Annotated in this window: 21 protein-coding genes; 15 read left to right on the top strand and 6 right to left on the bottom strand. The window is 71.0% G+C overall.

What is annotated here, in order from left to right; genetic code table 11:
* The 3 genes from PKE44_RS02980 to PKE44_RS02970 form a co-directional block, all read right to left on the bottom strand.
* On the bottom strand, positions 1–2361 hold a 2361-nt coding region (locus PKE44_RS02980), incomplete at its 3' end, for a hypothetical protein (protein WP_324548182.1).
* A 43-nt stretch (positions 2362–2404) separates the two neighbouring features.
* Positions 2405–2887, bottom strand: coding sequence for a peroxiredoxin (locus PKE44_RS02975; protein WP_324548181.1), 483 nt, complete (start codon positions 2885–2887; stop codon positions 2405–2407).
* A 5-nt stretch (positions 2888–2892) separates the two neighbouring features.
* Entirely contained in the window at positions 2893–3423 is a 531-nt protein-coding gene (locus PKE44_RS02970; protein ID WP_324548180.1) for a glycine cleavage system protein R, read from the bottom strand.
* Positions 3424–3585: 162 nt separating this feature from the next.
* On the opposite strand from PKE44_RS02970, the gene dapA reads away from it, so the two are divergent.
* The 13 genes from dapA to PKE44_RS02905 all read left to right on the top strand — a co-directional run bounded on the left by dapA (position 3586) and on the right by PKE44_RS02905 (position 17162).
* Complete coding sequence (gene dapA / locus PKE44_RS02965) at positions 3586–4461, top strand: 4-hydroxy-tetrahydrodipicolinate synthase (protein ID WP_324548179.1); 876 nt, start codon at positions 3586–3588, stop codon at positions 4459–4461.
* A 33-nt stretch (positions 4462–4494) separates the two neighbouring features.
* On the top strand, positions 4495–5694 hold the full coding sequence (bamC, locus tag PKE44_RS02960; RefSeq protein ID WP_324548178.1) for an outer membrane protein assembly factor BamC: 1200 nt from the start codon (positions 4495–4497) through the stop codon (positions 5692–5694).
* Between the two features lie 82 nt (positions 5695–5776).
* Positions 5777–7621 (top strand): DNA mismatch repair endonuclease MutL, encoded by a 1845-nt coding sequence (gene mutL / locus PKE44_RS02955; RefSeq protein WP_324548177.1) that lies wholly within the window; start codon positions 5777–5779, stop codon positions 7619–7621.
* A 2-nt stretch (positions 7622–7623) separates the two neighbouring features.
* Complete coding sequence (gene miaA, locus PKE44_RS02950; protein WP_324548176.1) at positions 7624–8574, top strand: tRNA (adenosine(37)-N6)-dimethylallyltransferase MiaA; 951 nt, start codon at positions 7624–7626, stop codon at positions 8572–8574.
* A 79-nt stretch (positions 8575–8653) separates the two neighbouring features.
* Positions 8654–8908: an RNA chaperone Hfq gene (hfq, locus tag PKE44_RS02945; RefSeq protein ID WP_324548175.1), complete on the top strand. Its 255-nt coding sequence runs from the start codon at positions 8654–8656 to the stop codon at positions 8906–8908.
* 41 nt (positions 8909–8949) lie between these two features.
* Entirely contained in the window at positions 8950–10242 is a 1293-nt protein-coding gene (gene hflX / locus PKE44_RS02940; protein WP_324548174.1) for a ribosome rescue GTPase HflX, read from the top strand.
* Between the two features lie 94 nt (positions 10243–10336).
* Positions 10337–11587, top strand: a complete 1251-nt coding sequence (gene hflK / locus PKE44_RS02935; protein ID WP_324548173.1) for an FtsH protease activity modulator HflK — start codon at positions 10337–10339, stop codon at positions 11585–11587.
* The gene (hflC, locus tag PKE44_RS02930; protein ID WP_324548172.1) at positions 11587–12450 is read left to right on the top strand and encodes a protease modulator HflC; all 864 of its coding nucleotides are present in this window, start codon (positions 11587–11589) and stop codon (positions 12448–12450) included. Before hflK ends, hflC begins: the two co-directional genes overlap by 1 nt.
* 104 nt (positions 12451–12554) lie before the next feature.
* A complete protein-coding gene (locus PKE44_RS02925) occupies positions 12555–12740 on the top strand; it encodes a DUF2065 domain-containing protein (RefSeq protein WP_324548171.1) in 186 nt (61 codons plus the stop codon).
* Positions 12741–12778: 38 nt separating this feature from the next.
* Positions 12779–13978: an ATP phosphoribosyltransferase regulatory subunit gene (locus PKE44_RS02920; RefSeq protein WP_324548170.1), complete on the top strand. Its 1200-nt coding sequence runs from the start codon at positions 12779–12781 to the stop codon at positions 13976–13978.
* Positions 13979–14030: 52 nt separating this feature from the next.
* Positions 14031–15323: an adenylosuccinate synthase gene (locus PKE44_RS02915; protein WP_324548168.1), complete on the top strand. Its 1293-nt coding sequence runs from the start codon at positions 14031–14033 to the stop codon at positions 15321–15323.
* An 85-nt stretch (positions 15324–15408) separates the two neighbouring features.
* Positions 15409–15897, top strand: a complete 489-nt coding sequence (gene gpt / locus PKE44_RS02910; protein ID WP_324548167.1) for a xanthine phosphoribosyltransferase — start codon at positions 15409–15411, stop codon at positions 15895–15897.
* 212 nt (positions 15898–16109) lie between these two features.
* Positions 16110–17162: a Glu/Leu/Phe/Val dehydrogenase gene (locus PKE44_RS02905; RefSeq protein WP_324548166.1), complete on the top strand. Its 1053-nt coding sequence runs from the start codon at positions 16110–16112 to the stop codon at positions 17160–17162.
* 141 nt (positions 17163–17303) lie between these two features.
* Here PKE44_RS02905 and PKE44_RS02900 read toward each other — a convergent pair whose 3' ends face one another.
* The 3 genes from PKE44_RS02900 to PKE44_RS02890 form a co-directional block, all read right to left on the bottom strand.
* The gene (locus PKE44_RS02900) at positions 17304–18248 is read right to left on the bottom strand and encodes a glycosyltransferase (protein ID WP_324548165.1); all 945 of its coding nucleotides are present in this window, start codon (positions 18246–18248) and stop codon (positions 17304–17306) included.
* 86 nt (positions 18249–18334) lie between these two features.
* Entirely contained in the window at positions 18335–19888 is a 1554-nt protein-coding gene (locus tag PKE44_RS02895) for a glycosyltransferase family 39 protein (RefSeq protein ID WP_324548164.1), read from the bottom strand.
* A 501-nt stretch (positions 19889–20389) separates the two neighbouring features.
* Positions 20390–20920 carry a DUF3455 domain-containing protein gene (locus PKE44_RS02890; RefSeq protein WP_324548163.1) on the bottom strand — a complete coding sequence of 177 codons (531 nt, stop codon included), beginning with the start codon at positions 20918–20920 and terminating at the stop codon, positions 20390–20392.
* 252 nt (positions 20921–21172) lie between these two features.
* Here PKE44_RS02890 and PKE44_RS02885 point away from each other — a divergent pair, with 252 nt between their 5' ends.
* Both PKE44_RS02885 and PKE44_RS02880 read left to right on the top strand, forming a co-directional pair.
* Positions 21173–21970, top strand: a complete 798-nt coding sequence (locus PKE44_RS02885) for an N-formylglutamate amidohydrolase (RefSeq protein WP_324548162.1) — start codon at positions 21173–21175, stop codon at positions 21968–21970.
* Positions 21970–23017 (top strand): carboxylate-amine ligase (locus tag PKE44_RS02880; RefSeq protein ID WP_324548161.1); only part of this gene is annotated, 1048 nt, incomplete at its 3' end. The genes PKE44_RS02885 and PKE44_RS02880, both read left to right, overlap by 1 nt.

Genomic DNA, 23017 nt, shown 5'->3' with positions numbered 1-23017 from the left:
GCCCGATATTCCGGAACGGGCTACCGTGGGATGGTAGCACGAGCGTGGCGCCCGGGCAGGGGCGGCCGGGGGCGCAGGCGCGGGCACGGTTGCGGCGGCCGGTTTCGGCGTGTGCGCGAGCACCCAGCGGCGCAGGTCGAGCAGCGCCGCGTCGTACCAGCCGGCGCGCCAGCCGCCGACGGCGAGCACCCCGAGCAGCAGGAGCAGCAGCCCGATGCGCAGCACCGGGGTGCGCTCGGCGAACGGATCGCTGCGCAGGCGCTCGGCGTGCGCCGGCAGCTTCGGCAGCGCGGTCAGCGAGCGGCCGAAGCGCGGCCCGAGCCGGGCGCGGGCATTGATCGCCCAGCCGGTGGCATCGAGCAGCGGTCCGAGGCTGCGCTGGCGCAGCTTCAGCCAGGCCATCAGCAGCGACGGCCCGGAGATCGCCAGCACGACGCCGGCGAACACCAGCGGCAGCTGCCAGGGGCTGAGCGCCAGCAGGCCGGTGACCACCGACGCGATCGCCGTGCCGATCGCGCCGAGCGCCAGGCCGAGCGCGGCGAAGATGCCGGCGAAGCGCGCGATGTCGAAGCCGCCGATGCGGGCCGGTGCGGGCGCTGCGGGGGCGGGCGCAGCCGTATTCGCCGCTGCCGGGGCCGCAGCCGGCCCGATGCTGCCGGCCAGTTGCCGGTCGATGTCCTGCGCGCGGGCGTTCGCGAACTTCTCGATCTGCGTGCTCAGGAACTGCCCGAAGCGCCGGTACGGCGACCAGAACGCCTGCCGCAGGCTGACCGGGTTGCGCACGATCTTGACGACGCTCGCATCCCAGTCGAGCCCGGCGCGGTCGTAGAACACGCCGTTGCGACCCTCGGCCAGCTCGTCGACCTCGCCGTCGGTCAGCGCCGCGGCGATGGCCTGCTGGCGGGTTTCGCCGCTGCCGGGCTCTTGCCGGCGGCAGTCGCAATAGACGAGGCAGACGTTGCCGGCGGCGGCGAGCAGCGCATGGCGGGCGATGTCGCCGACGCGGATGCAGAGCTCGCAGCTGCGCCCGTCGAGATACAGCGTGCCGATCTGGAAGATCGCGCGGTGGCGGCGCAGGTAGAACTCGCGCAGGGACACGAAGTTGTCGAGCAGCCGGTGCAGGTCGCGCCGGTAGCGGATCAGTCGCTCCAGCGCCGCGAGCGCCGCGAACTGGCCGGACAGCGCCTCGTCGCGCTCGACCAGCGCCTGCAGGCGCGCGCGGAGGTCCGGATCGCGCAGCCGCGCGAGCGCCTCGGCCGGCAGCGCCGCCAGCCGGGTGGCGGGGCCGTCATGCGGCTGCGCGGCCTGCCACGCGAACCACGGTGCGAAGCGCGCCTTCAGGGCTTCCCAGTGGCTCTCGTCGAGCGAGCGGTCGTCGCCGAGCAGCGGCTGCAGCACCTGCGCGCGCAGCGCCTGCAGCCGTCCGAGCCAGGCCGGGTTCAGCGCCGCCCCGAAATCGAGCGGGCGTCCGGGGGCGGCGCGATCGAGCGGCAGCGCCGCGAGCGCCTCGGCATCACGCACCGGCTTCAGCGCCTCGGCGAGCGTGCGCTCGCCGGCATCCTGCTGCAGCGCGTCGAGCAGCGCGGCATCCCAGGCGGCGAGCCGGCAGCGCAGGAAGTAGTCATCGATCTTGGCCTGCACGGCGGCGAGCGCCTCGGCCGCGGCGGCGGTGTCGGCCCCGAGCGGGCGTACCGGTCCGCTGCCGCCGTCGTCGCGCCAGGCGGCGAGCGCATCGAGGGCGGCGAAGCAGCCCTGCAGGCGCTCGCGGTCGATGCCGTCGACGCCGCTGCGATCCGGGACGCCGCCGCAGACCTGCAGCACGTCGAGCAGCGCGGCGCGCAGGGCTTCGTCATCGCCGGCGGCGGCTGCGGTGATCACGCCGTCGCCGTTGAACGGGATCGTCGCGTACAGCCGGTGCGTGTCGGCGACATCGTCGAGCTCGATCGTGCCGGCTTCGGCGCGCCCGAGCTGGCGCAGCACCTCGCACGCGCAGGCGTGGATCAGCCGGCCGCTGTCGGGGCCGTCCTCGTGGCGCGTGTCGATCGCGCCCAGCGCCAGTGCCTCGCCGCCGGCGAGCAGGGTGTCGGGGTCGCGCAGCCGTGCGAGCGCCCAGTCGACGGCGGCGAGCACTTCCGGCGCGCGGATGCGGCCGTCGGCGTCGGTGTCGATCAGGTCGAGCGTGCGCGCGTCGAACTCGACGCCGCGCGTCGGGCAGGCGAGCGCGGCCCAGAGCTTCTGGTCCAGCGTCGGCAGCGCGACGAGGTCGGCGCCGGTATCGAGACAGACATGGTCGTAACCGCCGGCCCGCTGGAAACGCCAGCGATGACCGGCCAGCACGTGCTCGCGCTCGTGCGTCAGCATGGGCAGGACTCCGCGACCGGATGAAGGATCGCGCGGGCAGACCTCAGCCGGTGGCGGCGAGTTCTTCGCGCAGCGCAGCGAGCACGGCGCGGGCGTGGCCCTCGACCCTGAGCTTGCGCCATTCGCGGCGCAGCACGCCGTCGGGATCGATCAGGAAGCTGCTGCGCTCGATGCCGATCACGTCCTTGCCGTAGAGCTTCTTCGGCCGGATCACGTCGAACAGCCGGCAGAGGGTTTCGTCGGGGTCCGAGATCAGCGCGAACGGGAAGCCTTCCTTCGCGCGGAATTTCTCGTGACTCGCCAGCGAATCGCGCGAGACACCATAGAGGACGGCGCCGGCGGCGAGGAATTCCGGGTGCAGCTCGCGGAAGTCGCGGCCCTCGCTGGTGCAGCCGGGGGTCGCGTCCTTCGGATAGAAGTACAGCAGCAGCCAGCGTCCGCGCAGCGCCGCCGAGTCGACGGTTTCGCCGCCGGTCGCGGCGGCGGTGAACGGTGCCACGGTCTGGCCGATGCCGGTGCGTTCCATCGCCTTCAGCCCTTGACCGGTTCCATGACCGCGTCGAGGTTCAGCTCGTCGCAGTAGTCGAGGAATTCCTCGCGCAGCAGCGCCACGTGCAGGCTGGCCGGGATGCCGATCGCCATGTTCACCGAGTACATCGGGCTGCCGGTGTGCGGGGCCGAGTAGCTGCGCGTCGAGAGCTCCTCGATGTTGATGCTGCGCGAGGCGAAGAAGGCCGCGAGGTGATTGACGATGCCCGGCGCCTCCAGCGCGATGACCTCGACGCTGTACGGCAGGGCGTCCTGCGAGATCTTGCGCGGGCCGGTGCGCTTGATCGTGATCGTCAGGCCATGTTCCTCCTCGGCGCGCTTGAGCTGGGTTTCGAGCTTCGCGAGCGTGTTCCAGTTGCCGTGCACCAGCAGCATCGCCACGCATTCGAGGCCGAACACCGTGATGTAGCTGTCCTGGATGCTGCAGCCGCAGTCGAGGATGATGCGCGACAGGTCGAGCAGCAGACCCGGGCGATCCTCACCGAGCACGTTGATGACGAGATAGTTCTTCACGGGGGCGCGCATGCGTCGGGGGTAGTGGACTGGGGTGCGATGAGGCGGACGGGGCAGTGTAGCGGCTCGCCGGGGGTGTGCAAGCCGCGTTCCGGCCGGCGCTTGTGACCGGCACCGGCGGCACGTACCATGCCGCACATTTTCCTTGCGGGGTTCCCGGACATGTTCCACGGCAGCATGGTCGCGCTGGTCACGCCGATGTCGGCGGACGGCGCCCTCGACTTCGATGCGCTCGCACGCCTCGTCGAGTTCCACATCGAGAACGGCACCGACGCGCTGGTCGCGGTCGGCACCACCGGTGAATCGGCGACGCTCGACGTGCCCGAGCACATCGAGGTCGTGCGCCGCGTCGTGAAGCAGGTGGCCGGGCGCGTGCCGGTGATCGCCGGCACCGGCGCCAATTCGACGCGCGAGGCGATCGAGCTGACCCGGCTGGCCATGGAGGCCGGTGCCGACGCCTGCCTGCTGGTGACCCCGTACTACAACAAGCCGACCCAGGAAGGCCTGTACCGGCACTACCGCGCGATCGCCGAGGCCGTGCCGATCCCGCAGATCCTCTACAACGTGCCCGGGCGCACCGCCTGCGACATGAAGCCCGAGACCGTCGCGCGTCTGGCCGACATCCCGAACATCGTCGGCCTCAAGGAGGCGAGCGGCTCGCTGGAGCGCAACCGCGAGCTGATCGCGCGCTGCGCCGGGCGCATCGACCTCTACAGCGGTGACGATGACCTCGGCTGCGCGAGCATCCTCGCCGGTTTCCGCGGCGTGATCTCGGTGACCGCCAACGTCGCGCCGCGCGCGATGCACGAGATGTGCAAGGCTGCGCTCGCCGGCGACGCCGCCAGCGCCGAGGCGATCAACGCCGACCTGACCGGCCTGCACAAGCAGTTGTTCATCGAATCCAATCCGATTCCGGCCAAGTGGGCGCTGCAGCGCCTGGGGCTGATCCCGTCCGGCATCCGCCTGCCGCTGACGCCGCTGTCGGAGTCCTGTCACGAAGCCGTGCTCGACGCGATGCGTCAGGCCCACGTGCTCTGAACATCCCGTCCGCCGCCGACGAACCCTCGCCCCATGCCCAAGCTCCATACCCCGCTGCGCGTCGCTGCCGCCGGCACGACGCTGGCCCTGCTCGCCGCCTGCTCCTCCCCGAGCGGCAGCCTGATTCCCGACCGTCGCCCCGATTACCGCCAGGCCCGCGAGGCGCCGACGCTGGAACTGCCGCCGGACCTGACCAGCTCGACGATCGATGACACGCTGAAGGTGCCGGAGCTGAACCCGGGCCGGCAGGCGAACCTCTCCGACTACAACCGCGAACGCGGCGTGGCCGGCGGAGCCGTTGCGAGCACTGCCGCCGGCACGGCGCCGCGGCTGGTCAAGACCGAATCGGTGCTGCTGCAGCCCGAGGGCATGCGCATCGAGCGTCAGGGCGAGCAGCGCTGGCTGGTGGTCGACGCGCCGGCCGACAAGGTCTGGCCGAAGGTGCGCGAGTTCTGGACCAGCAACGGCTTCCTGCTCAAGCGTGACGATCCGCGCATCGGCCTGCTGGAGACCGACTGGGCCGAGAACCGCGCCGACATCCCGCAGGATGCCATCCGCGCGCTGATCTCGAAGGCGCTCGACTTCGCGTACTCGGCTCCGACCCGCGACAAGTTCCGCGTGCGCCTCGAACGCACCGGCGACGGCAGCGGCACGGCCGTCTACCTGACCCACTACGGTGCCAAGGAAGTCAGCCGCGGTCGCGACAACGAATCGACGGTCTGGGAACCGCGCCCGGAAGACCCGGAACTCGAAGCCGAACTGCTGTCGCGGCTGATGGTGTTCCTCGGGGCTTCCGAGGAGCGCGCCCGCGCCCAGGCCGGCGTCGGCCAGAAGGCCGCGCCGGTGCAGAAGGCGCTGACCCGTCCGGGCGAGCTCGGCGGCGTGCCGGGCCTGTTCGTCACGCAGGACTACTCGCGCGCCTGGCGCAGCGTCGGTGCGGCGCTCGATGGCGGTGACTACGGCATCGAGGAGCAGGATCGCGCCCGCGGCCTGTATATCGTCGAGTACGTCGATCGCGCCGGCGAGAACCGCAAGGCTGACGACAACAAGGGCTGGTTCTCGGGCTGGTTCGGCTCGAAGTCGGCGCCGCAGCCGCGCGGCACGCGCTATCAGGTGCGCCTCGCCGATCAGGGGGGCGAGACCTTCGTCATCGTGCAGAACGCCAGCGGCACGCCGGACAACTCCGCCGGGGCCCGCACGCTGCTCGAAACCATCGCCAGGGGTGTGCGCTGAGCCGCCGCCTGCCCGCATCGTCCCCTGCACGGGCCGGCCATCCGCCGGCCCGTGGCATTTCCGGAGCTGCCCGGAGACCGCCATGCCGATCCGTCGCCTGCCGCCCGAACTCGTCAACCAGATCGCCGCCGGCGAGGTCGTCGAGCGCCCGGCCTCGGTGGTCAAGGAGCTGCTGGAGAACAGCCTCGATGCCGGCGCCACGCGCATCGACATCGACATCGAGCAGGGCGGCGTGCGGCTGATCCGCGTGCGCGACGACGGCTGCGGCATCACCCGCGAGGAGCTCGCCGCGGCGCTGGCGAGCCACTCGACCAGCAAGATCAGCACGGCGGCCGATCTCGACGCGATCGCGAGCCTCGGCTTTCGCGGCGAGGCGCTGCCGAGCATCGCTGCGGTATCGAGGCTGACGCTCGCCTCGCGCACCGACGGTGCCGCCAGCGGCTGGCAGCTCGCCGGCGACGGCCGCGAGCAGCCCGGCGAACCGCTGCCGGCGGCGCTGGCGGCACGCGGCACGGCGATCGAGGTGCGCGACCTGTTCTACAACGTGCCGGCGCGGCGCAAGTTCCTGAAGGCCGAACGCACCGAGTTCGGTCATATCGACGAGCTGGTGCGCCGGCTCGCCGCCTCGCGGCCCGCGGTCGCGTTCACGCTGAGCCACAACGGCCGGGCGCTGCTGCGCCTGCCGGCAGCGGCGGATCGCGCCGGCGAGGAGCGGCGCATCGCCGAGCTGGCCGGCAGCGATTTCCTCGGCGCGGCGCTGCACGTCGATCACACGGCCGCCGGCCTGCGCCTGCACGGCTGGGTCGGGCTGCCGACGGCGGCGCGCGCGCAGGCCGACCGGCAGTTCTTCTATGTCAACGGCCGCATGGTCCGCGACCGGCTGGTCGCGCACGCGCTGCGCCAGGCCTACGCCGACGTGCTGTTCCACGGCCGGCATCCGGCCTTCGTGCTGCAGCTCGAACTCGACCCGCAGCTGGTCGATGTCAACGCCCATCCGCAGAAGTTCGAGGTGCGCTTCCGCGAGGCGCGGCTGGTGCATGACTTCCTGTTCCGCACGCTGCACGAGGTGCTGGCCGACACGCGCGCCGGCGCCGGCGCCGGCGCTCCGGCTGCTGTGGGTGTTGCGGCCGGCGCTCTGCCGGATCCTGAAATGCCGGTCCCGCCTGATGCGGGTCGCTGGCCGCCGCCGGCCGCGCCCGCGCCGCAGCAGAACCGCCTCGCCCTCGGTGCGCACGAGTCGTTCGCGGTCTATGCGCGCCTGCTCGACGGGCTTGCACCGGCACCGGCGCAAGCCGGGCTTGCCGCGGTGGAGCCGGACGCGACAGCCGCGCCGCCGGCTGCGGTGCCGCCGCTCGGCTATGCGCTCGCGCAGCTGCACGGCATCTGGATCCTCGCCGAGAATGCCGCCGGGCTGGTGCTGGTCGACATGCACGCCGCGCACGAGCGCGTCACCTACGAGCGCCTGAAGCGCGCGCACGCGGCCGAAGGCCTGCGCACGCAGCCGCTGCTGGTGCCGTTCGGCTTCGCGGTCGGGGCGCGCGAAGCGGCGGCGATCGAGGCTCACGCCGAAGTGCTCGCCGGCCTCGGCCTCGGCATCGTGCTGGCCGGCCCGGACCGCGCGCTGCTGCGTGAGCTGCCAGCACTGCTTGCCGATGGCGACATCGAGGCGCTGGTGCGCGGCGTGCTCGCCGATCTGGCCGAACACGGCAGCAGTTCGCGCGTCGGCGAGCGCCACAACGAGCTGCTGGCGACCATGGCCTGCCACGGTTCGGTGCGCGCCCGGCGGCGCCTCACGCTGGCCGAGATGAATGCGCTGCTGCGCGCGATGGAGGCCACCGAGCGCAGCGACCAGTGCAACCACGGCCGGCCGACCTGGGTGCAGCTCGGTCTCGGCGAGCTCGACCGGCTGTTCCTGCGCGGGCGCTGAGCATGACGGCCGACCCGCGTCCGCTCGCCGTCTGCCTGATGGGGCCGACCGCCTCCGGCAAGACCGATCTCGCGATCGAGCTGCTCGAACGGGCGCCGGGCGGGTTCGAGATCGTCAGCGTCGATTCGGCGATGATCTACCGCGGCATGGACATCGGCACCGCCAAGCCCGATGCCGGAACCCTCGCCCGCGCGCCGCACCGGCTGATCGATCTCGTCGATCCGGCCGAAAGCTACTCGGCCGGCCGCTTCCGGCGCGATGCGCTGGCGGCGATGGACGAGATCCGCGCCGCCGGGCGCGTGCCGCTGCTGGTCGGCGGCACGATGTTCTATTTCCGGGCGCTGGCGCAGGGGCTCGCCGAACTGCCCGAGGCCGACGCCGGCGTGCGTGCCGCGCTCGATGCCGAGCTGGCAGCGCACGGCGCCGCGGCGCTGCACGCGCAGCTCGCGGCGATCGATCCGGTGGCGGCGGCGCGCATCCACCCGAACGATCCGCAGCGCGTGCAGCGTGCGCTCGAGGTCTGGCGGCTGAGCGGACGCACGCTCAGCGACTGGCACGCCCGCCAGCACCTCGCCGGCTGCCCGTACCGGCTCCTGAACTTCGTGCTGCTGCCCGCGGATCGGGGCCTGCTGCATGCGCGCATCGAACAGCGCTTCGATCGCATGCTGGCCTGCGGTTTCATCGAGGAGGTGGCGCGGCTGCGGGCGCGCGCCGACCTGCACCCCGGCCTGCCGGCCATGCGCGCGGTCGGCTATCGTCAGGTCTGGGAACATCTGGATGGCTTGACGGACCGTACCGAGTTGCGGCAGCGTGGAATCCAGGCAACCCGCCAGTACGCCCGAAGGCAGCTGACGTGGTTGCGCGGAGAGACCGGCGCCGTTCCCCTGGCGCCGGCCACGGCCGTGAACACGGTGCTCCGCACTTTGGGTGCGTTGCGGGACCACCCGGGTTGAGCAGGAAGAATCACCGGTCAGCCTGCGTCCTGCCCGGGCAACAGACAGCCAGACTTCGATAACAACAAGGAGCCATCACATGGCTAAGGGCCATTCGCTTCAGGAACCGTTCTTGAACGCCTTGCGCAAGGAGCGCATCCCCGTCTCGATCTATCTGGTCAACGGCATCAAGCTGCAGGGCCAGATCGAATCCTTCGACCAGTTCGTCGTGCTGCTGAAGAATTCCGTCAGCCAGATGATCTACAAGCACGCGATCTCGACCGTCGTGCCGGCGCGCAACGTGCGCCTGCACCTCGCCGAGGACGCCGGCGCCGATGGCCACGACGACGCCTGAACCCGTCGCCCCGCACCCCTGCGTGACCGAGGACCCTGCCTTTGTTCGAACGACCCCGCGCGGGTGAGCGCGCGGTGCTGGTGCACCTCGCGCTGAACGCGCAGATCGATCCCCGGGAGCAGGCGGAGTTCGAGGAGCTGGCGAAGTCGGCAGGCGCCGACATCGTCGGCCAGGTGAGCGGCACACGCCGCGCGCCGGACGCGCGCTATTTCGTCGGCAGCGGCAAGGCCGAGGAAATCCGCGACCGGGTCGCGGCAAGCGGCGCCGAACTCGCGATCTTCGATCACGAACTGTCGCCGTCGCAGGAGCGCAACCTCGAAGCGCTGCTGCAGTGCCGGGTCATCGACCGCACCGGGCTGATCCTCGACATCTTCGCGACCCGTGCGCGCAGCTTCGAGGGCAAGCTGCAGGTCGAGCTCGCGCAGCTCGAACACCTGGCCACGCGCCTGGTGCGCGGCTGGACCCACCTCGAACGCCAGCGCGGCGGCATCGGCCTGCGCGGTCCCGGCGAAACCCAGCTCGAAACCGATCGCCGGCTGCTGGCCGGACGCATCCGCCAGATCAAGTCCCGGCTCGCGCGCGTCGATCGCACGCGCGAGCAGGGGCGGGCGGCGCGGCGCAAGGCCGACATGCCGACCGTGTCGCTGGTCGGCTACACCAATGCCGGCAAGTCGACGCTGTTCAACGCGCTGACCGGGGCCGGCGTCTACGCGGCCGACCAGCTGTTCGCCACGCTCGATCCGACGCTGCGCCGGCTCGACCTGCCGAACGTCGAGCCGGTCGTGCTCGCCGATACGGTCGGCTTCATCTCGCGCCTGCCGCACGAGCTGGTCGCGGCCTTCCGCTCGACGCTGGTCGAGACCTGCGAGGCCAGCCTGCTGCTGCACGTCATCGATGCCGCCGATCCCGAGCGCGCCGAGCTGGAAAAGGCCGTGATCGAGGTGCTCGACGAGATCGGTGCCGCCGGCGTGGCGCGGCTGCCGGTCTACAACAAGATCGACCTGCTCGATCACGGCGAGCCGCGCATCGAGCGTGATGATGCCGGCCTGCCGGTGGCGGTCTGGCTGTCGGCGGCCGGCGGTGGCGGGCTGCAGGAGCTGCGCCAGGCGATTGCCGAGCTGCTGCGGGCCGACACGCTGCGCGGCACGCTCGAACTCGGTGCCGGTCAGGCGCGGCTGCGCGCCCGGCTGTTCGCCCTCGGGGCGGTGCTGAGCGAGGAAGCCGGCGCCGATGGCGGCTGCCGGCTGCAGGTCAGTGCCTCGCGCAAGCACCTGCGCCAGCTCTGCCGCCAGGAAGGTCTGGTCGAGGGCTGGCTGGAAGCGGCCGTGCACTAGACGCACAACCCCATGCGCACGGAGCGCCTGCCGGGCCGCTGCGGCGGCCGCGAGCGCTGCTCCGTGCAAGGTCCCCATTGGCTGGAGCGAGTACATGGCCTGGAACGAACCGGGTGGCAACAACCGGGACCCCTGGGGCGGCGGTGGCCGCGATCAGGGACCGCCGGATCTTGACGAAGTGGTGCGCAAGCTGACCGATCGCCTGTCCGGACTGCTGTCCGGGCGGCGCGGCGGCGGCGGCGGCGGCGCGGACGGCGGTGACGACGGCAGCGGCGGTTTCGGTGGCGGGCGCGGCAAGCTGCTGCTCGGTGCCGGCGCGGCGGCGCTGCTGCTGATCTGGGCGGTGGCCGGCAGTTTCTACATCGTCGAGGAAGGCCGGCGCGGCGTGGTCGTGCGCTTCGGCCGCTACGTCGAGACGACGATGCCGGGCCTGCGCTGGCACCTGCCGTATCCGCTGGAGCGCGTCGACATCGTCGATGTCGAGCAGGTGCGCTCCGAGGAGATCGGCTACCGCTCCGGCGGCCGCCAGCCGGCCTCGCGCCCGGTGCCGAAGGAAGCACTGATGCTGACCCAGGACGAGAACATCGTCGACGTGCGGCTGGCCGTGCAGTACCAGGTCAAGGACCCGCGCGCATACCTGTTCCGCGTCGCCGATCCCGACACGACGCTGCGTCAGGCCGTCGAGAGCGCGACGCGCGAGGTCATCGGCAGGAGTTCGATGGATTTCGTGCTGACCGAGGGCCGCGCCGACATCGTCGCGCAGATCCGCGAACTCGCGCAGGCCGTGCTCGATCAGTACCACACGGGCCTGCGCATCAACAGCGTCGCGCTGCAGGATGCGCAGCCGCCCGAGGAAGTCCAGGAGGCCTTCGGCGACGCGATCAAGGCGCGCGAGGACGAGCAGCGCCAGAAGAACGAGGCCGAGGCCTACGCCAACGAGATCATCCCGAAGGCCCGCGGCCAGGCGGCGCGCCGGCTGCAGGAGGCCGACGCCTACAAGGCGCAGGTGATCGCACAGGCCGAGGGCGAGGCAGCGCGCTTCACGCAGCTGCTCGTGCAGTACTCGAAGGCGCCGCAGCTCACGCGCCAGCGCCTGTACCTCGAAACCATGGAAACCGTGCTCGACGCGAGCAGCAAGGTGTTCATCGACCTCGACAACGGCGGCAGCCCGCTGCTGTACCTGCCGCTCGATCGCCTGCTCCAGCGCTCCGGCCAGCCCGGCGCCACCGGCACGCTGCTGCCGGCCCCGGGTCACGATACCGGCAACGGCAATCCGGGCGGCGCGGCAGCCGGCAGCGATCCGGCACGCCTTCGCGATACCGGCCGTACCCGGGAGGTCCGCTGATGAATCCCCGCATCCTGATCGCCGTCGCCGGCGTGCTCGCGGCGATGCTGCTGTCGGCATCGCTGTTCACGGTCGGCGAGGCCCAGAAGGCCATCCGCTTCCGCCTCGGCGAGATCGTCGATACCGACTATCCGCCGGGCCTGCACTTCAAGTGGCCGCTGATCAACAACGTGCGCAAGTTCGACGGTCGCGTGCAGACGCTCGACACCGAACCCGAGCGCTTCCTGACCGCCGAGAAGAAGAACGTCATCGTCGATTCGTTCGTGAAGTGGCGCATCGCCGATACCGCCCGCTTCTACACCGCGGTCGCCGGCGATCCGCTGCAGGCCAACCTGCGCCTCGACCAGATCACCAAGGACAGCATGCGCAGCGAGTTCTCGAAGCGCACGGTGCAGGACGTGGTCGCCGGCGATCGCCGCCAGATCATGGACATCCTGTCGACGACGCTGCGGCGCGAGGCGGCCAATCTCGGCGTCGAGGTCGTCGACGTGCGCATCAAGCGCATCGACCTGCCGCCGGACGTGTCGAGTTCGGTGTTCCGGCGCATGCGCGCCGAGCGCGAGCGCGTCGCGCGTGACTTCCGCTCGCGCGGCGCCGAGGCCGCCGAGCGCATCCGCGCCGATGCCGATCGCCAGAGCACGGTGCTGCTCGCCGAGGCCTACCGCGACGCCGAGCGCGTGCGCGGCGAGGGCGATGCGCGTGCCGCCGGGCTGTACGCGAACGCCTACGGCCAGGACCCGGACTTCTTCGCGTTCTACCGCAGTCTCGGTGCCTACCGCGCGAGCTTCGCCAGCAAGGACGACGTGATCGTGCTGTCGCCCGACAGCGAGTTCTTCCGCTACTTCAAGAAGCCGCAGCCCTGAGGCTGCGGGCGCGTCGCGTCGCCACGGGCGGGCCCTCGCAAGGAGGCCCGCCCGTTGCATTGCGGCCGTCCGCGCGCAGGGGCCGCGCGCCAGCGGTGTGCATGATGTGGCATGATCTGCTGTCTGCCTTCGGCCTGATGCTGGTGATGGAGGGCGTCGTGCCCTTCCTGAGTCCGCAGGCGCTGCGCACGGCGCTGGTGCGGCTCGCGAGCCTCAGTGACCGCGAGCTGCGCGTCGGCGCCGCACTGAGCATGGCGCTCGGCGTCGCCGTGCTGTACTGGATCCGCTGAGCGCGCGAGCGCGCCCGGCCCGACCGGAAGTTTCATGCATGACCGTCAAATACCGCTGGCTGCTGCCGGAGGGCATCGAGGAAATCCTGCCCGCCGGTGCGCGCCGCGTGGAGCGCCTGCGCCGCGACCTGCTCGACCTGTACGGACGCTGGGGCTACGAACTCGTGATGCCGCCGTTCATCGAGTTCCTCGATGCGCTGCTGACCGGCTTCGGCCGTGACCTCGAACTCGAAACCTTCAAGCTGACCGACCAGCTCTCCGGGCGGCTGCTCGGCGTGCGCGCCGACATGACGCCGCAGGTCGCGCGCATCGACGCGCACCAGCTCGCGCGGGCGCAGCCGAACCGCCTCTGCTATCTCGGCACGGTGCTGCGCACGCGCGGCGACGGCTTCGGCGGCTCGCGCAGCCCGCTGCAGATCGGCGCCGAGCTTTATGGCCATGCGGGGCCGGAGAGCGACATCGAGATCATCGCGCTGATGCTCGAAACCCTGCGGCTGGCGCGCGTCGAGGGCGTGCACCTCGATCTCGGCCACGTCGGCCTGTTCCGGGCGCTGGCGCGCCACGCCGGGCTCGATGAGCGCGCCGAAGGCGAGCTGTTCGACATGCTGCAGCGCAAGTCCGTGCCGGACATCCGGGCCTGGCTCGACGAGACCGGGCTCGATGCGGCGCATGGCGAGCATTTCCTGCGGCTTGCGAGCCTCAACGGCGGCATCGAGGTGCTCGATGCCGCCGGCACCGCGCTCGCCGGCCTCGGCCCGGAAGTCGGCGCCGCGCTCGATGCGCTGCGCCGCACCGCCGCCGTCATCGCCCGCCGCTACCCGGGCCTGCCGATCCACGTCGATCTCGCCGAGCTGCGCGGTTACCACTACCACACCGGCCTGGTGTTTGCGGCCTACCTGCCGCAGTTCGGGTCGGAGGTGGCGCGCGGCGGGCGCTACGACGGCATCGGCAGCGCCTTCGGCCGCAGCCGGCCGGCGACCGGTTTCTCGGCCGACCTGAAGGCCCTGCTCGAACTCGGCGAGGGCGAGCTGCCGGCCGTTGCGGCGATCTGGGCGCCGGCCGAGGACGATGCCGCACTCGAAGCCCGCATCGCGGCACTGCGAAACGCCGGGGAGCGCGTGATCCACGCGCTGCCCGGAGCCGAGGACGGCGGTCCGCGCGCGCTCGGCTGCGACCGCGTGCTGGTGCGCCGCGGCAGCGACTGGCACATCGAAGACATCGGACCGGTCGCCGGCTGAAGGCCGTCGCGTCCGCTCACCTCCCCCCATACCTGCTTGACGGACCTGAAACATGGGCAAGAACGTCGTCGTGATCGGCACCCAGTGGGGTGACGAAGGCAAGGGCAAGATCGTCGACCTGCTGACCGAGCGGGCCGGCAGCGTCGTGCGCTTCCAGGGCGGCCACAACGCCGGGCACACGCTCGTCGTCGGCGGCAGGAAGACCGTGCTGCACCTGATCCCCTCCGGCATCCTGCGCGCCGGCGTGCAGTGCCTGATCGGCAACGGCGTCGTGCTCGCGCCCGATGCGCTGCTCGCCGAGATCGACCAGCTCGAAGCCGCCGGCATCGACGTGAGCGGGCGGCTGAAGCTCTCGGAAGCCTGCACGCTGATCCTGCCGTACCACGTCGCGCTCGATCGCGCCCGCGAGCAGGCACGCGGCACGCGCGCGATCGGCACGACCGGGCGCGGCATCGGCCCGGCCTACGAGGACAAGGTCGCGCGCCGCGCGCTGCGCCTCGGCGATCTCTTTCACCGCGAGCGCTTCGCCGCCAAGCTCGGCGAGATTCTCGACTTCCACAACTTCGTGCTCGCCAACTACTTCCACGCCGAGCGCGTCGACTTCCAGAAGACGCTCGATGATGCGCTGACGATGGCCGAGCGCCTGAAGCCCATGGTCGCCGATGTCACGCAGCTGCTCGCCGAGGCCGGCGCGCGCGGCGAGAACGTGCTGTTCGAAGGTGCGCAGGGCGCGCTGCTCGATGTCGATCACGGCACCTATCCGTTCGTGACCTCGTCGAACACCACGGCCGGCGGGGCCGCGACCGGCACCGGCATGGGGCCGCGCTATCTCGACTACGTGCTCGGCATCACCAAGGCCTACTCGACGCGCGTCGGTGGCGGCCCGTTCCCGACCGAACTCGATGACGAGGTCGGCGAGCACCTCGGCACCAAAGGCCACGAGTTCGGCGCGACCACCGGCCGGCGGCGGCGCTGCGGCTGGTTCGATGCCGTGGCGCTGCGCCGCTCGATCCAGAACAACTCGGTCTCGGGTCTCTGCATCACCAAGCTCGACGTGCTCGACGGGCTCTCGACGCTGAAGATCTGCACCGGCTACAACCTCGACGGCCGCATCGTCGACTACCCGCCGCTCGGGGCCGAGGCCTTCGAGGTCTGCGAGCCGGTCTACGAGGAGATGCCGGGCTGGAGCGAATCGACCTTCGGCATCCAGTCGCTCGCCGACCTGCCGGCCGCGGCGCGCGCCTACCTGAAGCGCCTGGAGGCACTCACCGGCGCGCCCATCGCGATCGTCTCGACCGGGCCGGACCGCGAGGAGACCATCGTGCTGCAGGACCCCTTCGCCTGAGCGGGGCCTGCCCGCCCGCCGTGTCTTGCGGAGCCCGGCCGCCGTCGCCGGGCTCCGTCGTTTCCAGCGCCGTGAGATCGCGCCCATGCCCGAAGCCCGCCGCATGCTGTTCCCGGTCAGCTGGGACGAACTGCATCGCAACACCCGCCAGCTCGCGTGGCGGCTGCTGGAGCGCGGGCCGTTCACCGGCATCGTCGCGATCACGCGCGGCGGGCTGATCCCGGCCGGCATCATCGCCCGCGAGCTCGACATCCGGCTGATCGAGACCTTCTGCATCGCCAGCTACGACCACGCCCGCCCCGATGCCGAGGCCGGCGAGGCGGTGCTGCTGAAGGGCTTCACGGCCGCTGCCGGCGGCGCCGGCTGGCTGGTCATCGACGAGCTGGTCGACACCGGCCGCACGATGCAGCTGCTGCGCCGCCACGCTCCGGAGGCGCTGTACGCGGCGGTCTACGCCAAGCCGCTCGGCCGGCCGCAGGTCGACCTGTACGTGACCGAGGTCTCGCAGGACACCTGGATCCAGTTCCCGTGGGATACCGAGATCCAGTACGCGAAGCCGCTGGTCGAGCGCTGAACCCCGTTCCGCCCGGCCGCCGTCAAGCCCGGCTGCCAGCGCGCAGCACGGCAGCGTGACTTTCGCCGGCTGCCGCGCTCTGATGGCGCCCCCTCGACCGGGCCACGCACCGCAGGCGGTGCCGGCACGGTTTCTGCCGTACGCGCATCCGGCGGGCGATCCCTGCGGCTGCGCGTCCTTCCGACCCCCCCGCACGATGGAGGGCTGCCCCGATGTCCGTGTTCACCGATCCCGATTTCGACGGCCACGAACAGGTCGTCCACTGCCACGAACGCGCGAGCGGCCTGCACGCGATCATCGCCATCCACTCGACCCGGCTCGGGCCGGCGCTCGGTGGCATCCGCATGTATCCGTATGCCGACGAGGCCGGGGCGCTGAACGATGCGCTGCGCCTGGCGCGCGGCATGAGCTACAAGTCCGCGCTCGCCGGCCTGCCGCTTGGCGGCGGCAAGAGCGTGATCCTCGGCGACCCGCGCCGCGACAAGACGCCGGCCCTGCTGCGTGCGATGGGCGAGGCGATCGAGCGCCTCGGCGGGCGCTACGTCGGCGCCGAGGATTCCGGCACCGCGGTCGCCGACCTGCAGCTCATGGCGCAGACGACCGCGCACGTGACCGGCCTGCAGGACAAGCCCGGCCTCGACGGCGGCGTGCGCTCCGGCGATCCGTCGCCGGCGACCGCGCTCGGCGTGTTCACCGGCATTCGCGCCGCCGTGCGCCATCGCTTCGGGCGCGAGGATCTCGCCGGGCTGCGCGTCGCGATCCAGGGCGTCGGCAGCGTCGGCCACCGGCTCGCGCAGCTGCTGCATGCCGCCGGCGCGACGCTGTTCGTCAGCGATGTCTGGGCGCCGAACCTCGAACGCGCGCTGCGCGAGTTCGGCGCCGAGCCGGTCACACCCGATCGCATCCACGCCGCGCCGGTCGACGTGTACGCGCCGTGCGCGCTCGGGGCCGTGCTCGATGACGTGACGATCCCGCAACTGCGCGCCGCGATCGTCGCCGGTGCCGCCAACAACCAGCTCGCGCAGGCGCGCCACGGCGAGGCGCTGCGCGCGCGCGGCGTGCTGTACGCGCCGGACTACGCGATCAACGCCGGCGGCATCATCGATGTCTGCGCCGAGCGCCTCGGCGAGGACGCCGCCGGCGTGCGGGCGCGCGTCGAGCGCATCGGTGCGACGCTCACGGCGATCTTCGAGCAGGCCGAAAGCGAAGGGCTGCCGACGCAGCTCGTCGCCGACCGGCTGGCCGAGCGGCGGCTGTACGGCTGATGCCGCTCCCGCGGACCGGTGTCGTGCTTCGCACTGCCCCGGCGCGCCTTTGGCGGTGGCGGCGGGCTGACGGGCGACCGGTGTGGCCCTCGTCGGACCTGGCCCCCGCCGGGGCCGGTCCGCGCCTGAGCGGGCGCGGCCTCAGTGCGGCGCGGCGCAGGCCAGATAGGCGAGGCGCTTGAGCTCCTGACGCCCGCGCGTGACGGTGTCGAGGATGAGGCCGCAGGCGAGGCTCAGGAAGCCGAGCAGCGCGAGCCCGGTCGCCAGGATCGCGGTCGGGAAGCGCGGGACCAGGCCGGTCGTGAGCCAGGTCTGCACGATCGGGGCGGCGAGCGCCACGGACAGCAGCAGCAGCAGCGCGCAGACCGCCCCGAAGAAGCTCAGCGGCCGTTCCGACTTCATGAGCTTCAGGATCGTCATCAGGATGCGCCAGCCGTCCCGGTAGGTGCTGAGCTTGCTCGTCGAGCCGGCGGGCCGGCTGCGGTACGGCGTGTCGAACTCGCCGATCGGCATGCGCAGTTCGAGCGCGTGGACGGTCAGTTCGGTTTCGATCTCGAAACCCGCGGCGAGCGCCGGGAAGGACTTGACGAAGCGTCGCGAGAACACGCGGTAGCCCGACAGGATGTCGGTGAAGCTGCGCCCGAACAGCATGGCGACGCAGCCGGTCAGCAGGCGGTTGCCGAAGCGGTGTCCGGCGCGGTAGGCCGAGCGTTCCTCGGTGTGCCGGCAACCGACCACCATGTCCGCGTGCTCCCCGATGAGCTTGCGCACCATCGCCGCGGCGCTGTCGGCGTCATAGGTGCCGTCGCCGTCGACCATCACGTAGAGATCGGCTTCGACGTCTGCAAACATGCGCCGCACCACGTTGCCCTTGCCCTGCTGGCGCACCGTGCGCACATCGGCGCCGACCGAGTGCGCGATGGCGGCCGTGTCGTCGACGGAGTTGTTGTCGAACACGTAGATCGTGGCATCGGGCAGCGCGCGGCGAAAGTCAGTCACGACCTCACCGATCGTGACGGCCTCGTTGTAGCAGGGAATCAGGACGGCGATCCGGTAATCGGCTTCGGAATGCACGGGCAGCGTCATGATCGGGGAAACTCTCCGGCAGGCGAACGGTTCTGGGGCGGTGCCGGCATCGCGCAATTCGGCGCCGGCCATTGGGAAATCGATGTTCAGGGGCCGACGGCATGCACGATGGCGGCCTTGTACGCGCGCATGAGCGGCTGGTCGCGCGCGGTCGCCGAATAGCGTCCGGCATCGAAATGGCTCGTCGTGATGCGCATGACCACCGGCTGCGTGACGATGCTTGCGATCAGGGCCGGCAGTGCGGGAGACATCCGCTCCAGTTGCATCTGGGTTTCCTTGCTCGCGTGGCTCTCGGGCAGCAGCATCGGCACGATCATGTAATACCCAGGAGCCAGCGACGGCATTTCGTCGAACACAACGAGTTGCCGGTGCAGTTCGGGCGGCAGCATGTGGCGCAGGTGATGGTGCAGCACACTGTCCACGTGGATCGGGCGGCCGTTCGCGGACAGGATGCGGATGGCGTCGGCCGCATTGCGGTAATAGTCGGCGAAGGTGATCGACCCGGCCTCGGCTGCCGCGGACTTCACGCCGGTCGCAAGCAGCGCGATCAGCAGGGGTATGGTCGCTGCGCCGGTGATGTCGAACCGGCCCGGCCAGCGTCGGCCGACGGCATCAAGCGCCAGACCGAGGGCGATGGCTGCGAATGGAATGCACGGCAGCAGATAGCGGTCCTGGATCGGCAGGTGGACCAGACGCGTGAGGCTCGACGAGCCGACGATCAGGTACAGCGTCACGAATAAGCCGGTCAGCACGAAACCGGCGAGAGGCCGGTTCCAGAGCAGCACGCCGAGTGCGCCGAGCGCGCCGAGGACCAGCATCGGACCGTTGCGCGCCCAGTCCACGAGCAGCGTCAGCAGCGCCCAGTATCCGGCCTTGGCGAATTCGAGCGCTCCGGCGGACGCCTCGATGGTCCGGTTGTGGACCTGGGTCAGTGCGTGGCTGCGATAGAAGAAGTCGTCGGCGACCCACCAGTACGCTGCACTTTCGGCGAGGTAGACCGCGAGCATCGCGAGTCCGTACAGCGCGGCAGCCTGCAGCCGGCGCAGCAGGCCGACGTCACGCATGCCGATCAGGATCCACAGCACGAGCGGCGGCAGCATCAGCAGCGCCGTGTCCTTCGAGGAATAGGCGAGTCCGGTCAGCACGCCGGCGCCGATCAGCCACACGCCGCGTCGCCGCGGGGTTTCGATCGCGTGGAAGATGGCCATCGCCGCGCCCGGCATCAGCACGGCGGTGAGATTGTCCGGTACGAACACGCTCGCATACAGGATGCTGGTGCCCGAGAGCATGACCATGCCGAAGGCCACGAGCGCCGCGTTCATTGAGGCGTGGCGGCGCATGAATGCGTAGACGAGCAGGCCCCCGGCGATCGACACCGCAATCGACAGCATGCAGCCGGTATACAGGCTGTGGCTCAGCACGGTCGGAATGCCGAGCAGCAGCATGAACAGCATCCGGGAAGCATGATGGTGGGCGGACCCTTCGAGTCGGCCGTTCAGCAGCTGTTCGGAATACATATAATAGTTGGAATCGTCAGAACCGATCGGGCCGGCAAAGAAGATCAGCCGCAGGGCCAGCCCGCCGATCAGCAAACTCCAGAAGATTGCCGCGGTCCGTCGCTGGCTGTCCTGACTCGACATCGTCGCCTCCGAAACTGCTGTTCTTCGGCGAGTATGTCATCGGGCGGCCTCGAACAGTATGGCCTTGCCGCCCGCTGCGGCTTCCGTGGTCCGCGGCAGGACTGGTGCAGGACAAACACATCTTCTTGCAATGCGAAACAGCCGCTGAGAGGTAGGCGTTTCTGGTGAAGTCTGGTCGGAATCCAGACCTCGCCGGACCGAAGTTTTCAGAAACTTACAGGGAAGCTGCTATCACGCTTCTGCTTGACTTTTCGCATGACGAGAAGATGCGTTTGCCTTGGGACCGGTGCGATTCCCGCAAAAGGTTTCCGCACAATGAGGAAATCCCGCCGGGAATTCGGAAAATTTTTCCCGGCGGAGACGATTTTTTTCAAACATTTTCCTCTCTGCCCCCGCGGGTCGGTGCCGGCAATGCATGAAAGGGATTTTCCGCTGACGACAAGATGCGCCGGCGCGGCGGTCCGCGGCACACCGCCGCCACTGCGCCGGCCACGAGGAGGTTCAGCGGTAGTAGTAATACGTCGCCTTGTACGGCACGCGCGCGATCTGGCCGGCCTGCCTGCGCGTACACGGCGCGTTCGGGAACAGGCCGCCTTCGGTGTCGACGCGCTGCACGCTCTTCGTGCGGCCGAACACGCCATCCCCGCTGTTGTCCTTCGTGCCGAGCAGCAGCCACGGCACGGCCTTGTCCTGTTCGACCGGCTTGCGGGCCTGCGGCACGCCGGTGAAGCGGCTGCCGTCGGCGGCCGTCCACAGCGGACCGGCGCCGATCCTGCCGACCGGCTTGCCGTCGGCGTCGCTCAGCGTCGCCTCGGTGGCCTTGAACTGCCAGGCGTGGCCCTTCGGGGCGCCCGGGGTCGCGCGGCATTCGTACAGGTAATCGCCGCTGCCGCGGGTCATCAGGTAGGCGCTCTGGTCGGCCGGCGGCTTCAGGTAGTCCGGGGTTTCGGGCGGCTGGACGCTCGCGCAGCCGGCGGCGGCGAGGGCGGCGGACAGCGCGAGGCTGCGCACGATGCAGGCGGATCGGTTCATGTGGTTATCTCCGGGTGGTGATGCGGCGCGACGACGGCGCGCGGCGAACCGGAATGCGCAGGCCGTCGTCGCCGGCAACTGTAGAAGCGCGCCCGCACGCCGGTGATTACCGGCCGTTGAATGGCGGGCAATGACGTTGAATGGCGCCGGGTGGTCGGGCCACGGAACCGGGCGCTGCGGGCAGGGTTCACTACGCTGGCTGTGAACCTTGCGCTGTCGCCCTGTCCTTCAGGGCCTTCGGGAATGTCCGCGATGACCGTATCCCTGTCCCGCCTGCTGAGTTCCGATGATCCGCTGCCGGTCAGCGTGCTGAATCCCGGCGCGCACTCGCCGCTGCTGCTGCTCTGTGATCACGCCAGCCACGCCGTGCCGGCTGCGCTTGCCGGACTCGGCCTGCCGGCGGCGGAACTGACGCGCCACATCGGCTGGGACCCCGGTGCGGCGCTGGTCAGCGCGCATCTGGCCGGGCGCTTCGATGCCGCGGCGGTGCTGTCGGGCTTTTCGCGGCTGGTCATCGACTGCAACCGCGCGCCGGGCGACCCGACCTCGATCCCGGAAATCAGCGACGGCACCGTCGTGCCCGGCAACCGGGGGCTGGACGAGGCGGCGGTGCTCGCGCGGCTCGATGCCTGCTTCTGGCCGTATCACCAGGTCATCACCGCGCGCATCGCGCAGATGCGCAGCGACGGCCGCGTGCCGGTCGTCGTCGCCGTGCACAGCTTCACGCCCTGCCTGAACTGCGCCGGCGGCGCGCGGCCCTGGCAGATCGGCGTGCTGTGGAACCACGACCCGCGTCTGGCCGTGCCGCTGATCGAGACCCTGCGCGCGCAGGGCGTCTGCGTCGGTGACAACGAACCGTATTCGGGGCGCGATTCGAGCTACACGGTCGAGACCCACGCCGCCGCCGCCGGCCTGCCGCACGTGCTGATCGAGCTGCGTCAGGACCTGCTCGGCGATCCGGCCGGCTGTGCGCACTGGGCCGACGTGCTCGGCGATGCGCTGGCGCCGCTGCTCGCGCGTCCGGAACTCGCGCGCGCGGAGTTCCACTGATGCCGGGCGGCCCGCAACCGCCGTTCACGCTCGGCATCGAGGAGGAATACTTCCTCGTCGAGCGCGCCAGCCGCGATCTGGCGCGCGAGCTGCCGCCGGGCCTGCTCGATGCCTGCAACCGCCGTCTCGGCGACCGCGTGACGCCGGAGTTCCTGCGCGGCCAGATCGAGGTCGGCACGCGCACCTGCACGAGCCTCGCCGAGGCGCGCGCCGATCTGGCGGAGCTGCGCACGACGCTCGCCGAGGTTGCCGCGCAGCACGGCTGCGCCCCGATCGCGGCCTCCACGCACCCGTTCGCGCGCTGGCACGACCAGCAGCCGACCGACCGCGCCCGCTATCGCGCCATCGCCGAGGACCTGCAGGGTGTCGGCCGGCGGCTGCTGATCTGCGGCATGCACGTGCACGTCGGCCTGCCCGACGATGACCTGCGCATCGACCTGATGGGCCAGTTCGCGTACTTCCTGCCGCACCTGCTCGCGCTCAGCACCTCATCGCCGTTCTGGCGCGGCGAGGACACCGGGCTCTGTTCGTACCGCGTCAGCGTCTTCAACGAGATGCCGCGCACCGGCCTGCCGCCGGCGTTCGCGAGCTGGGGCGAGTACGCGCGCCACGTGCGCGTGCTGGTCGGTGCCGGCCTGATCGAGGATGCGACCAAGCTCTGGTGGGACCTGCGGCCGTCGGCGCGCTTCCCGACGCTGGAGATGCGCATCACCGATGTCTGCCCGCGCCTCGACGATGCGCTGGCGCTGGCGGCACTGACCCGCTGCCTGCTGCGCCGGCTCTGGCGGCTGCGGCGCGACAACCAGCGCTGGCGCGTCTACAAGCGCATGCTGATCGACGAGAACCGCTGGCGCGCGCAGCGCTACGGCCTCGCCGAAGGGCTGGTCGACTTCGGCCGCGGCTGCATCGTGCCGTTCCCGGAGCTGCTCGCCGAGCTGCAGGCGCTCGTTGCCGAGGATGCCGCGCACTTCGGCTGCGAGGCCGAGATCCGCCACCTGGGCACCATCCTCGAACGCGGCACCGGCGCCGACCGCCAGCGCGCGGTGC

It is taken from the genome of Plasticicumulans sp., from assembly GCF_035331805.1.
Lineage (GTDB): Bacteria > Pseudomonadota > Gammaproteobacteria > Competibacterales > Competibacteraceae > Plasticicumulans.
Note: the sequence above shows the minus strand (reverse complement) of the source record. Positions and strands in the feature narration are given on the sequence as shown.